Raw genomic sequence first — 12,672 nt, forward strand, 5'->3', positions numbered from 1 at the left:
CGACGTACCCCTCCATGAGTTTGGAGGAGAGAATGAAACACGCAATCTTTGCCGCAGTCTTGTTTTTACCGGCTCCAGTTTCAGCCGGTTATGCCGTTCTTTACGAAGTTCATCCATTGGACGGAGGCGCTTTCGAAGTGATCGCAACCCAAGGCCCTGCTTCAGGAGATTTTTGGTGCGGCGCAGCGCAATATGCGCTCGCGGATCTTGGTAAAGGTGCGACACAGCGCATTTACGTCACACGCGGCCGAGGCCCCAGTGTGAAGAAGGGCGACAAGCAAGCGGTGCAATTCACGTTCAGCCCGCCGTCCAGTGGTGCTGTCGAAAGCCAATCTATTTCAGTTGATATCGTCGGGAACGGCATGAGCGCCGCCCAGGCGCAGGCCTTCTGCTTTGATCGGACGATCAAGGATTAGCGCTTGCGGATCGGAACCCCGTAAAGCTCCAACTTGTGACCGCGCAGTTCATACCCCAGCTTGGCGGCGATCTTTTCCTGCAGCGCCTCGATATCCGGATCGACGAATTCGATCACCTCGCCCGAGTTGATGTCGATTAGATGGTCGTGATGGTCCCGCTCGGCATCTTCATAGCGCGCGCGCCCGTCACCGAATTCCAGCCGCTCAAGAATCCCGGCCTCTTCGAACAGTTTGACGGTCCGGTACACTGTCGCGATCGAGATACCTTCGTCCAGCGCCGAGGCTCGCGAATACAGCTCCTCAACATCCGGATGGTCATCGCTCTGCTGCAGCACACGGGCAATCGTCCGGCGCTGGCCGGTCATGCGCAGCCCTTTGGCTTCGCACCGGGCGATGATGGTATCCGACATGATGACCCCCAAATCCTTTCAGGACCTCTGTCTTAGTACGTCTTTTTATCGCCTGCCACCGTGAATCGCGCCGGGGCAAGTTCAGGATGCGTCAAAATTTGCTCAGGCAGAAGCGCGAAGATCAGCCCAGACAGGCAGGTGATCCGAGGCGATATGCGCCGGACGTTCCGCGTGAACGCCGTGAGCAAGCGCCTCCAGCCCGTCGCTCAGCGCGATCCGGTCCAGTGCCCCCAACGGCTGGGCAGCCGGAAAACTGGGTATCGGCGGCAGAAACCGCATGTCAGGCGCCAGCCGGTCCAGAACGGGCTGGCGGGACCACTCGTTGAAATCCCCGGCCCAGACCGTCGGCATCAAGTTCAGGTCCCGGCTGTCCTGCCGCATGTGCCTGATCTGCCGGTGGCGCGAATGGGTCAGCAATCCCAGATGCATGCCAAGAATACGAAGAGGGCCGATAGGAGTGTCAAACTCGACCCGCACCGCACCCCGCGGCTCGAACCCCGGCAGATCGTGATGCTCGGTCTGCCGGACCGAGATATGATCCCCGCGCCAGATCACGGCATTTCCATGCCACCCCAGACTGCCTGCACCACCAAGGTTCGCAACCTGCCACCCGGCCTCTTCCAGCATGAAATGCGGCAAGGCGGCGGGACGTGGCGGCAAACGCTTGTCCGCCTCCTGCAGCACGACGATTTCCGCGCCCATCCGGTCCAGCACCTGCAGAATGCGCTGCGGCTGCCTGCGTAGATCCAGCCCCACACATTTCTGAATGTTATAGCTGGCAATGCGCAGGGACAAAGGCTGAAGCATGGGTTCCGGGATCAACTGGGCTCTCTGAGGAATACCCTAGATTGCCACGCCACACGCCGCATTCAAGCCCGAATATTCAATTCGGGGTGAACCGGATCGGGCGAGAGGTATCAATTGCAAGACAGACGTCCCGGAAAACATCAGCCCCTCGGCGCAAACCCTTGATAACTTTGACATGTCAAAAAAGGCCGACCCAATTGGATCGGCCTTAGAACTAAGCGGCGCTTAGAGGTTCGGGAAATAGTCCTCGCAGTCCCCATCGCGATAGACATCCGCGGTGCAGCAATGCAACCCGCCGCCAAAGGCATATGCGTCGCGCAATTCGACCTCGACCACTTCCATGCCCAGCTTGTCCATCTGTTCGGCCTGATAGACTTCGGATTTTTCCACACAGACCGTTTTCGGATCCAGCACCAGCACGTTCATCGACAGCCAGGTCGACGAATAACACAGCGGCGGCGGCGTGTTGTGGGCGGGCTGTGCCGCATCCACGATCTCCCATCCGTTCCGCTCGAACATGCCGCGCTGTTCCTGCGGCAACCGCCGCTGCGGATTGTTCAGGATCAGGCCGGGACGCAGAGGTGTAAAGGTGGCGTCGATATGGATCGGATAGGGATCACCCGGAAAGTTCACTGTGTGAACGCGGTGATCGGGGAAGTGGCGCCGCAGCCACTCGATCCCCTTGAGGTTGGTGGTGAACCCATGCTGCACCACCAGATCACGGCCAAAGCGCAGCACGTCGGCCGCATCGAACAGCGGCTCTTCCTCGGTGGTGACAAAGAACTTCTCTGCCGCCCATTGCAGGCGCTTCTCGACGCCGATCTTGTCGCTGAGATAGTCGGGATGATAGTCCGCATCGGTCAGGCGCGGCTTGGGCGCGGCCTCGTGACGGAAATTGGGGTCTTCGTCCCAGTACCGCTGCATCAAAGGGCGATAGTTCAGGTATTCGAACCAGCGGCAGCGGTACGACATCGTCGCCTCAAGCATCTCGTGCCCGACGGTCAACAGAACATCCCGCGGCGGCATGCAGCCGAACTGACTTTCGGTATGAAAATCCGGAGTGGTGGCCGGTTGCGAGTGATCAATGGATGTCGGACGATCCACGCGAATACCGCGCTTGCGCAGCTGATCGGCGAAATTGTCGAGCAATTCATTGGCCCGGTCGATGGTTTCCTGAGGCCGCCTGCCCCACTGGCCGCGCATATCGCTGTCTTCCGGCACCTTCGCGTCCAGCGCAGGCTCTTCCGGCGGAATATGACAATCATCCGCGCGGCCCACGATCACGTGGCGCAGGGTGTCCCATTCGTTCCAGCTTTTGACTTCGGTTTTATCCGGTGACCAGGCCATGGCCGTCTCCTGTTGCGAGGGAGACAAGGCAGGGCCCTCAATCTCCCGATTGAAAGTCCCGGCGTACAGGATCTGTGTTGTACAATAACTACCCCCGGCGACGCCATCGCCAGAGTGCCTGACCGGGGGCATAGCATTGCTGGCGGGCGTTGGGAAGAAGGGGTTTTCGAGTATGCTCCGGTTTTCCGACATCGCACGCATGACGCGTCCGCCCGGTTTGTATCTTACCCGTTCCATCTAACCGGCAGGCAAATTGGTACTGGCATTTCAATGGCGTGTGAAACAATGAGCTGACGGTCAATCAACAGCCACATTTCAGCTCAATCCGTTAAACCCCGCCATTCGCCGGAAACGCTCCACACTCACGTCCCGCAAAACGTGGCATGAACGACTTCACCTTCGGTCGGAGGCCGGGCGAGATCCGAGTTTTCTTCTGCCCACACATATGGCGCAGACAGGACCGCGTTCAGCCTGTTGAAGGGTGCATAATCCCCTTTTACGGCAGCCTGAATCATCTGCTCCACCCGATGATTGCGCGGAATAAAGGCCGGGTTTGCAGACACCATCGTCTCAACCGCATTCGCCTCACGCCCGGCGCGCACCTGCCATTTTTCCTCCCACGCGTCATAGGCAGTGGGGTCCGTGAACTGATCCCGCGCCTTGCCAGCGCCCAGCGCATGGAACGTATTGGTAAAGTCCGCCTGATTTTGCGCCATGCGCGTCAAAAGGTCGGTGATCAGTTCAAGATCGCCCTCCTCCGCCCGGCTAAGACCGATCTTGGCTTGGAACCGCCTCAACCATTCGTCCTGCAAAAGCCCGGGCATCGCGTGAACGATTTCCGTCGCCTCCTCGACGGCGGCCTTTTTGTCCTCGATCTGCTGGATCAAAGATGTCGCCAGCTGCGCAACATTCCAGACCGCGATGTCCGGCTGATTGGAATAAGCATAACGCCCCATCCGGTCGATCGAACTGTAGACCGTGTTCGGATGATACGTGTCCATGAACGCGCAGGGGCCATAGTCGATGGTCTCTCCCGCGATCGAGCAATTGTCCGTGTTCATCACACCATGGATGAACCCGACACTCATCCACTGGGCAATCAGCCGGGCCTGCGCATCCCGCACCGCCCGCAACAGACCCATCGGCCCTTCGGCCTCGGGATAGTGCCGCTGGATGGCGTAATCCGTAAGCTGTTTCAGGTTGGCTATCTCACCCCGCGCGGCGAACACCTGAAACGTACCGACCCGCAGATGGCTTTGTGCCACCCGTGTCAGCACCGCTCCGGGCATCGGCGCTTCACGCAGAACGATCTCGCCGGTTTCCACCGCAGCCAACGCACGCGTTGTCGGAATGCCCAGCGCATGCATCGCCTCGGAAATCACGTATTCCCGCAGCACCGGCCCCAGCCAGGCCCGGCCATCCCCCTGACGCGAAAACGGCGTCCGGCCAGAGCCCTTAAGCTGTATGTCGCGCCGCACACCGTCCGTCCCGACGGTTTCACCCAGCAGGATTGCGCGCCCGTCCCCAAGCTGAGGGTTGTAGTGGCCGAACTGATGCCCCGAATACAGCTGCGCCAACGGCTCGGCCCCGTCGGGTACTGCATTACCGGCAAAGGTGTTTGCCATATCCTGAACATCGCCCTCGGTAATCCCCAGCACACGGGCCAGATCGGAGTTAAAGGCAATCATCCGCGGTGCACTCACCGGTTCGGGGTTCTGGCGCGCGAAAAACCCGCTTGGAAGACGGGCAAACGAATTGTCGAAGGGGATCATCATGGTCATGGGACAAAGATAAAACCCAAACCCATGATTGCCATAGCGGAATGCGGCACCTCGTGCATAATCGCGCCAAACGAATGAGGCAGACATGACACCCCAACAGATCATCGACCACCTGAAACTGGAACGGCACCCCGAAGGCGGCTGGTTCAAGGAAACCTGGCGCGCCGAAAATCAAGGCCGCGCCACCGGCACCTGCATCTACTTCCTGTTGCAAGAGGACGAGTGCAGCCACTGGCACCGGGTAGATGCCACCGAGATTTGGCACTATCACGCGGGTGCGCCGCTGATCCTGTCGCTCAGCGGTTCAGATACCGGGCCTGCCACCGATCACCTGCTGACGCCGGACCTGACCAAAGGCGCACCGCAACTGATCGTTCCCAAGGGCCATTGGCAGGCCGCGCAAACTACCGGTGCTTACACTCTGGTCAGCTGCACCGTTTCGCCGGGGTTCCAGTTCGAAGGATTTGAACTCGCTGAACCGGATTTCGACATCCCAAGGGCTTGATCGGCGGCCTTTCCTGCGTAGGGTGAGCGCATGGATCACCGCGCGCTCATCTCCTCGCTGCCGCCCCAGACCAAGGCCAGCCTGCTGACCCGGTCGGACGCGGCTGGCCTGAAGCACCTGATTGGTTACTTCGCCGCCCTGACGCTGACGACAACCGGAATCCTGATGCAGGTTCCGTTCTGGCAGGCGTTGATCCTGCCACAGGGCCTCTTGCTGGTGTTCCTGTTCACGCTCAGCCACGAATGCACGCATAAGACACCTTTCCGAACCAGTTGGCTGAACGAAGGGGTCGGACATCTGGTCGGCCTGCTGATCCTGCTTCCCTTCACGTGGTTTCGGTATTTTCACCTGGCCCACCACAAATGGACGAACGATCTCGAGCGCGATCCCGAACTGGCCGGAAAACCGCGGCCCGACAGCTGGCTTTCCGTCGCGATTTACATGACAGGCTGGTTCTACTGGACCGGGATGGCGCGGGTACTTGTCGACAACGCGATGGGCCGCATCGATGCCCCTTACCTGCCCGAACGCCAACACGGTGCCATGAAGACCGAGGCACGCGTGCTGCTCACCCTCTATGCTCTCGCTGTCATAAGCCTGTTCTTCTCACCAGTGATGTTCTGGGTCTGGCTGCTGCCCTTGGTCGTCGGCCAACCGTTTCTCAGGCTCTACCTGCTTGCCGAACACGGCCTCTGCCCGCCTGTTGCGAACATGCTGGAAAATTCCCGCACAACGTTCACCAACCGGATCGTTCGCTTTCTGGCATGGAACATGCCCTACCACGCAGAACACCACGCCTTTCCGAACGTCCCCTTCCACCAGTTGCCCGCCTTTCACGACTGGACCCAGAAGCACCTTAAATCCACCTCAAACGGCTACGCGGAATTCACCGCGGACTACGCCCGCTCCCTCACGCGCTGAGGTCCGCTCTTCATCTGGCCCAAAATACTCTGGGGGTGAGGCCGCAAGGCCGAGGGGGCAAAGCCCCCTACCCGGCCACCGCGCCATCCGACGCCGGTACACTGATGATCCCGCCCCCCACCAGCGCCCGCACTCCTGTCGTGCCGGGGCATGAGGTCGGCAATCCCCGTGCGACCCGCACCGCGAGATATGCAAAGGCCTGCGCCTCCAGCATGTCGCCATCCAGACCGACACTTTCAACAGGCTCCACCGGACAATCCAGCGAGACCCGCAGCATCTCCATCAGCACCGGATTGTGCCGTCCCCCTCCGGTCACCAGCACCCGCGAAGGCGGCTTAGGGCAATGCTCCATCCCCTGCGCAACCCCGGCGGCGCACATTCCGGTCAGCGTGGCAACAGCATCGGAATCACTCAATTCCTGCACCAAACCGATCATCTCAGCAAAATCGTTGCGATCCAGCGATTTGGGCGGCATCCGGTTGAAAAACGGCTCGGCCAGAAACAGCTCCAGCGCCCCGCTTTCTACCGTACCTCCCCTGGCGACCGCTCCATCCCGATCCATGGGCTTACCCAAGCGCGCCTGCATCAGATCATCCACCGGCGCATTGGCTGGCCCGGTGTCAAACGCCAGCAGCGCACCTGGGTCTTCAGGGCGCGCAAAAGACGGATCGACATAGGTCAGGTTGCCCACTCCGCCCAGATTCAGAAAACACAAAGGCTCTTCCGCGCCGATCCACTTGGCACAGGCAAAGTGAAAAAACGGGGCCAAAGGCGCACCCTCACCCCCCATCGACACGTCATCCGATCTGAAATCCCAAACGACCGGCACACGCAACTCCCGGGCAAGCCGGGCCCCGTCGCCCACCTGCAAGGTCCCTCGACCGCGTGGCTCATGTGCCAGTGTCTGCCCATGAAAGCCGACCAGCTCGGCCTCTTCGAACCCGGACAAAGCCTCGGCATGGGCTTGTGTGATCAGATCACCCGCGACGGCAACCGCATCGCCGTTCCAATGCCCCAGTGCTGCGCGCAGCGTGTCCCTCTCGTCACCCGAATATCCGCGATACCCGGTTTCGCCAAACTCCTGAATGCGCTCACCGTCGGTCACGACCACTGCCGCATCGACCCCATCCAGAGATGTGCCCGACATGGCCCCAAGGGCCCGGATCGGTCCGGTTTTTCTGATACCTGCCGCCATGCCCCGCACCTTCGGTTTGTCTTTGTCGCTCTTGGGTGGCCAAATCTTGCGAACTTGCCGCCCCGACGCAAGGCCGTATCCTTCCCGGTGACATGATTTTTCCCAAAGTGACAATCGCGCAGCGGGTTCTGTCAGCACTCAAGCCGGCCCGGACCTCAATTGCCTTTGCCATCCGCCAGCAGTTTCACCTATCTTTCCCAAAAGTGACACCGCACCCGACGGGCCAGGATGCAATAACGCGCTATGGAACGATCTGACTCACAGACCCCGCCCGAGACCCACCAGAGGCGAAACCACCGGCTGATCTTTCTGTCGGGTGCGCTTTCGACGATCGGGGGGCAACTGGCCAATCCGACCATTGTTTTGCCGTTCCTCTATCTGGCGCTTGGCGCACCGACCGTCATCGCCGGGCTGCTGCTGCCCTTTGTCACCGGCTCGCGCCTTATCTCAGAAATCTTCGTCTCTCCGTTCGTCAACAACATCGTCCGCGCCAAAGTGGCGGTCTATGCAACGGACATTCTGACGGCGCTGGCTCTGGCGCTTGTCGCCATCTTCGCAACCAGCCTGACGCAGGTGCTGATCGTCCTGCTGTTTCTGATCACTGCGATCGTCATGGGCCTGTGTCAGGGCGTCAACACGATCGGAACCAATCAGGTCTACGGAACCACCGTGGCCGAAAACATCCGCAACAGGATGGTTTTCGCCCAAGCCACGATATCCGGCATACTGGCAATTCTCGTCGTCTGGCTGACCCGGGACCTGATGGCCTCGGACAAGCCAATGCAGCAGCATATCGTCGTCCTGTGGTGCGGTATTCTGGCGCTGACAGTTGCCGGGCTCAGTTTTGTCGGCGTGAAGCTTCTGGAAGGCAGATTGTCCTCACCTGCGTCCGAGGCTCCGGCCCGCCCTCTCGACGCGCTTGCAAGGGGCTTCAAAACCGGCATGGCCTATGGCTGGTTCCGACAGTTCCTGCTGACCCGGGTTGCATTCATATCCGTCGAACTGGCCATGCCATTTTATACCATTCACGCCGCGACGTTTCACATCGGCACCCACAACGCGCTCAGCTATTTCGTGATGGCCTCAAGCGCGGGGATCGTATTTGGATCGCTCGTCTGGAACTGGATCAGCGGCCGCTACTCGGTGAACCTGTCAATGGTTCTGGGCTGCATCGTTTCAGCCGCTTCCGCGGTTCTGGCGCTTGCCTTCACGTTCACCGGAATGGCGCAGGAAGTCTGGTCCTATGCGCTGGTCATCCTGCTGCTGTCCTTTGGCAGCAACGGCGTCATCTATGGCCGCTACCTTTATTTGATCGAGATGACCAACAAGTCCGAACGCCCCTATCTTGTCGCCATGGGTGATGTCACCGCCGGGATGGTCGGCATGGCCTTTGCCGCAGTGCTCAGCCTGCTTGCCCACCTGCACGACCCGGTCACGCCACTGTTCGTTCTGGTTGCGCTGAACGGGCTGGCGGTTCTGGCAGGCCTCAGGCTGCCCCGATCCGGCAATTCCAGCCCTGCCACGGGCTAAAGCTCCTGCAGTCAAAGGAACCTCTGGACTTTCCGCCCGTTTTGCGACAGTCCCTCTGTCCGTGCGCCGGGCTGCAACTACAGATCCCGAAACGCCCAAAACATCAATTCCCCTTCCGGCAAGGGCACCTGACAGACGGACAGCATCAACCATGGCTTACCATCCCAAATCGGATTTCATCGCAGTGATGATGGAGCGCGGCTTTCTCGCCGACTGCACCGATTATCAGGGCCTCGACGAGGCGCTGATCAAAGGGTGCCAGCCGGGTTATATCGGCTTTGACGCAACCGCCAAATCGCTGCACGTCGGTAGCCTCATTCAGATCATGATGCTGCGCTGGCTGCAAAAGACCGGTCACAAACCGATCACCCTGATGGGCGGCGGCACCACCAAGGTGGGCGATCCGTCCTTTCGCGCCGACGAGCGCCCTCTGCTTGGGCCGGAACAGATCGACGCCAACATCGCGGGCATCAAAAAGGTCTTCGCCGCCTATATCGACTATGACAGCGGTGCCGAAAACGCGGCGCTGATGCTGAACAATGCCGAATGGCTGGATGGCCTGAACTACCTCGATTTTCTGCGCGATATCGGGCGGCACTTTTCGGTCAACCGGATGCTTGCCTTTGAATCGGTGAAATCGCGGTTGGACCGCGAACAGTCGCTGTCGTTCCTCGAATTCAACTACATGATCCTGCAGGCCTATGACTTTCTCGAACTGAATCGCCGCTATGGCTGCATCCTGCAGATGGGCGGCAGCGACCAGTGGGGCAATATCGTCAACGGTATCGACCTGACCCGCCGCGTGCTGGATCACGAAATCTATGGCCTGACATCCCCCCTGCTGACCACATCGGACGGCAAGAAGATGGGCAAATCGCAGGACGGCGCGGTCTGGCTGAACGCCGACATGCGCTCGCCTTATGAATTCTGGCAGTTCTGGCGCAACACCACGGACGCCGATGTGGGCCGGTTCCTGAAACTCTACACCGAACTGCCGGTAGACGAATGCGATCGCCTCGGCGCGCTGCAAGGGTCCGAGATCAACGAGGCCAAAATCCGCCTCGCCAACGAGGTCACCACCCTGCTGCACGGGGCCGAAGCTGCGGTGAACGCCGAGGCCACAGCCCGCGAAGTATTCGAAAAAGGCGGTATCGGTGGCGACCTGCCCACCCTGACACTCAGTGCGGATGATCTGCCGATTTCTATCGTTCAGGTTCTGGTCAAATCCGGCCTCGCCAAATCGGGCAAAGAGGCAAAACGCCTGATCGCGGAAAACGGCGCCAGACTGGACGACGCTCCGCTGACCGACGCAGGCCTGATGCTTGACGCGGGTGCGCTGTCTTCAACGATCAAGCTGAGCGCAGGCAAAAAGCGCCACGCGCTGGTGCAACTGGGCTAACGGAGCGCACCCGGGTTTTCGATCAGTCGGCCACCAGCCGCGTGCCTGCATCCGCCTGACTTTGCGAACAGGTGGGCGCAGGCGTAGTCAGGCTGATTGAATCATGGGGCATCCGTTGTTTCATGGTTGGCTATTGCGCTGCAATGCAACCCATAGTGGGCAAACAGCCAAAGCCACCCTTACTCACGTTTGTTTCCGAACCCTCAACAATGCGATACATAGTTACAAATTAGACACAACTTATGCGCGTTTAGCCGTTCACTCCTGCAAACCTTTGCCGAAACCGGGGTAACTTGCCCATCCTGATGTTTAATCCTGACGGATCAGGACGATTGAATTTTAGTTACAAGCCATAATCACCAGGTGGTTCAGCAAGTACGATGGGGCAGGTAAATTCCAGAAGGAAGGAGCTCGTATTCCTTTTTTGCGTTACTCTCGCCATGGTAGTAGCGCGATTGACCCTGCTCGCAACGGGCTTTGATCCGGCCTACGACCAGTCGATGCTTCTGTCCAATTTCCCTCTTGAACATCCGACTGATGTGTTCAGACCGCTTCCCTATTTCGAACAGACCACAACACTTGGCCACGGCGTGCTCATGGATGGGCTTGCAAAGATGTTCGGTCCCGAAGACATGGCGCGCGTCCATGCGATCCGGCTGCTGACCATCCTTGTCTTCTCGGCCTCGCTGTTGTGGCTCTATTTTCTGCTTCGTCGATTTGTGACCATGCCCGAGGCCATGCTGTCTGTTGCCGTAATCGGCAGTTCGCCGACCGCACTTACCTTTGCGGTAAACTCCAAGCACTACGCGTTCGAGTTCGCGGCAACCATCATGATGATTGCAGCTGCGCTGCACTATATCCGACGACCGGGATTGCAAAGCGGGATGGGCGTGATTGCCGCCGGCACGTTCGCGGCCTTGTTCGCCTTTGTTACGCCGATCATCATTGCGTCGGTTGGAATTGCCACCCTGACTGCCCAAACCATTCAGTTCAATACTCACCGGACTTCCCCGCAACAGATATGGAGGCACGTGGCAGGCACGCTGGCCGTGGGCGCGGTCTTGATCCTGATTTCCGCCGTATTTTACTTTGGCTACACCAGTATCGTCACAGTGAATGATCTGGCGGCCTATTCGGAGCGGGACGCTAAAAAATACATTGAGATAAACAACTTGCTCTCCCCGCAATCAGTTCGAAACGCGTTGGAGTATTCAACCTACCTGTTCAAACTCGTCGAGATAAATGTAATTGAATTCGAGTCCCCCTGGCTCAGGGACTATTTGCCCTTCACCATCCCTGTCCTGATTTTCTATGTCACCGGCATCGTCAGCCTTTGGCAAAGATCGCCGTTCTGGGTCACCGCCGCCATCGCTGCGCCGCTGTTAACGCTGGCACTAAATCTCGCCCAGGTCTTCCCATTTTCGGGTGTGCGCCAGCACTTGTTTGCAGCGCCTCTTGTCGTGCCTGTGGTGGTCATCGGATTTACAAGCAGTATTCTGTGGATCGCCAGTAAGCTATCGGCTCCAAAGGCAGTAAATGCCATCATATCCGGGCTTGTGGTTACGGCAGTCCTTTTATCGTTCTTTGGCTCTCTGCGCGGGGACAGCGCCGTTGCACGACTGGCTGACAAAATCGAAGAATCCGGCGACCCGGTCTGGGCCTATTACGGGGCGCAACCGATCCTCCGCACGCTTCGCCCGGGCTGGATGGACCGTGACGAGGTCCCTATTCACGGGCTTTTGCCACATGAAAGCAGCAACCGGCGCTGGGTCCTCCCTGCGCGGGTTGAGGACGACACGGGTATGCTGCCTCAATATTACCGATCAGCATCCGCGGCTATCGCGCAGCACGACAAATTGTGGCTGGTGTTTTCGATGTGGTATTTCGACGTTGCCCACATCCAAGGGCTCGAGGTTTTCCTGCAACATGCACGCGGGCCCGACAGGGATTGCGCCGTCTGGAGAAACCAGCACAAAACACTGGTCGCGTATTGCGGTCCGGCCGCTGACGTGGAAGCCCTGCGCGAACAAACACCCCGTGACCATACCCCTGAATGGAACCGATGGGTCGGTTCCGGGGATTGGATACGTTATATTAAGGGAGAAACCGGCAACCTGCTGCGTGGCGAGGAATACACGCCCGCCCCGGAAAACACATTGGCCGCCAAATCCTGAAACGCTCTGCACACCACGTGTAGGTCCAAGGCCGGACAGGTGATCTTCCTCTCTGTGGTCGCTGCTATTTCAACATCTTTTTCTGCTAAAGCAATCGTCTGCCCAGCGGACTTTGCGAACTTTGGTTGCACCTCGTTGGAAGGTCTGTTTTGCTGCAGAAACAACGGCCTAACGGCCGATACATTCG

Annotated in this window: 11 protein-coding genes; 6 read left to right on the plus strand and 5 right to left on the minus strand. The window is 59.1% G+C overall.

Annotated features, from left to right (window positions below; genetic code table 11):
• The first annotated feature begins 32 nt into the window (after positions 1-32).
• The gene (locus tag ACR0NW_RS07290; protein ID WP_480449806.1) at positions 33-416 is read left to right on the plus strand and encodes a hypothetical protein; all 384 of its coding nucleotides are present in this window, start codon (positions 33-35) and stop codon (positions 414-416) included.
• Here the strand turns inward: ACR0NW_RS07290 and ACR0NW_RS07295 are convergent.
• The 4 genes from ACR0NW_RS07295 to ACR0NW_RS07310 all read right to left on the minus strand — a co-directional run bounded on the left by ACR0NW_RS07295 (position 413) and on the right by ACR0NW_RS07310 (position 4,761).
• Positions 413-826, minus strand: a complete 414-nt coding sequence (locus ACR0NW_RS07295) for a Fur family transcriptional regulator (protein ID WP_170652136.1) — start codon at positions 824-826, stop codon at positions 413-415. The two genes, ACR0NW_RS07290 and ACR0NW_RS07295, sit on opposite strands and share 4 nt — an antisense overlap.
• 102 nt (positions 827-928) lie before the next feature.
• Positions 929-1,633, minus strand: a complete 705-nt coding sequence (locus tag ACR0NW_RS07300; protein WP_170652613.1) for an endonuclease/exonuclease/phosphatase family protein — start codon at positions 1,631-1,633, stop codon at positions 929-931.
• 225 nt (positions 1,634-1,858) lie between these two features.
• Positions 1,859-2,980, minus strand: coding sequence for a serine/threonine protein kinase (locus ACR0NW_RS07305; protein ID WP_480449807.1), 1,122 nt, complete (start codon positions 2,978-2,980; stop codon positions 1,859-1,861).
• A 362-nt stretch (positions 2,981-3,342) separates the two neighbouring features.
• A complete protein-coding gene (locus ACR0NW_RS07310) occupies positions 3,343-4,761 on the minus strand; it encodes a protein adenylyltransferase SelO (RefSeq protein WP_480450167.1) in 1,419 nt (472 codons plus the stop codon).
• 85 nt (positions 4,762-4,846) lie between these two features.
• Here ACR0NW_RS07310 and ACR0NW_RS07315 point away from each other — a divergent pair, with 85 nt between their 5' ends.
• Positions 4,847-5,266 (plus strand): cupin domain-containing protein, encoded by a 420-nt coding sequence (locus ACR0NW_RS07315; RefSeq protein ID WP_480449808.1) that lies wholly within the window; start codon positions 4,847-4,849, stop codon positions 5,264-5,266.
• A 30-nt stretch (positions 5,267-5,296) separates the two neighbouring features.
• The gene (locus ACR0NW_RS07320; RefSeq protein WP_480449809.1) at positions 5,297-6,187 is read left to right on the plus strand and encodes a fatty acid desaturase; all 891 of its coding nucleotides are present in this window, start codon (positions 5,297-5,299) and stop codon (positions 6,185-6,187) included.
• Positions 6,188-6,254: 67 nt separating this feature from the next.
• On the opposite strand, the gene ACR0NW_RS07325 is transcribed toward ACR0NW_RS07320, so the two are convergent.
• On the minus strand, positions 6,255-7,382 hold the full coding sequence (locus ACR0NW_RS07325) for an anhydro-N-acetylmuramic acid kinase (protein ID WP_480449810.1): 1,128 nt from the start codon (positions 7,380-7,382) through the stop codon (positions 6,255-6,257).
• Between the two features lie 243 nt (positions 7,383-7,625).
• Here ACR0NW_RS07325 and ACR0NW_RS07330 point away from each other — a divergent pair, with 243 nt between their 5' ends.
• From ACR0NW_RS07330 to ACR0NW_RS07340, 3 genes are all read left to right on the plus strand, one after another.
• Positions 7,626-8,912: an MFS transporter gene (locus ACR0NW_RS07330; protein WP_480449811.1), complete on the plus strand. Its 1,287-nt coding sequence runs from the start codon at positions 7,626-7,628 to the stop codon at positions 8,910-8,912.
• Between the two features lie 151 nt (positions 8,913-9,063).
• Entirely contained in the window at positions 9,064-10,311 is a 1,248-nt protein-coding gene (gene tyrS / locus ACR0NW_RS07335; RefSeq protein WP_480449812.1) for a tyrosine--tRNA ligase, read from the plus strand.
• A 455-nt stretch (positions 10,312-10,766) separates the two neighbouring features.
• A complete protein-coding gene (locus tag ACR0NW_RS07340) occupies positions 10,767-12,485 on the plus strand; it encodes a hypothetical protein (RefSeq protein ID WP_480449813.1) in 1,719 nt (572 codons plus the stop codon).
• Positions 12,486-12,672: the final 187 nt, after the last annotated feature.

The organism is Ruegeria sp. CF5 (genome assembly GCF_056537325.1).

Bases quoted from the DNA above. Each gene is read 5' to 3' on its own strand.
- ACR0NW_RS07290 (WP_480449806.1), top strand. From the start codon at position 33: ATGAAACACGCAATCTTTGCCGCAGTCTTGTTTTTACCGGCTCCAGTT.
- ACR0NW_RS07295 (WP_170652136.1), bottom strand. From the start codon at position 826: ATGTCGGATACCATCATCGCCCGGTGCGAAGCCAAAGGGCTGCGCATG.
- ACR0NW_RS07300 (WP_170652613.1), bottom strand. From the start codon at position 1,633: ATGCTTCAGCCTTTGTCCCTGCGCATTGCCAGCTATAACATTCAGAAA.
- ACR0NW_RS07305 (WP_480449807.1), bottom strand. From the start codon at position 2,980: ATGGCCTGGTCACCGGATAAAACCGAAGTCAAAAGCTGGAACGAATGG.
- ACR0NW_RS07310 (WP_480450167.1), bottom strand. From the start codon at position 4,761: ATGACCATGATGATCCCCTTCGACAATTCGTTTGCCCGTCTTCCAAGC.
- ACR0NW_RS07315 (WP_480449808.1), top strand. From the start codon at position 4,847: ATGACACCCCAACAGATCATCGACCACCTGAAACTGGAACGGCACCCC.
- ACR0NW_RS07320 (WP_480449809.1), top strand. From the start codon at position 5,297: ATGGATCACCGCGCGCTCATCTCCTCGCTGCCGCCCCAGACCAAGGCC.
- ACR0NW_RS07325 (WP_480449810.1), bottom strand. From the start codon at position 7,382: ATGGCGGCAGGTATCAGAAAAACCGGACCGATCCGGGCCCTTGGGGCC.
- ACR0NW_RS07330 (WP_480449811.1), top strand. From the start codon at position 7,626: ATGGAACGATCTGACTCACAGACCCCGCCCGAGACCCACCAGAGGCGA.
- tyrS (WP_480449812.1), top strand. From the start codon at position 9,064: ATGGCTTACCATCCCAAATCGGATTTCATCGCAGTGATGATGGAGCGC.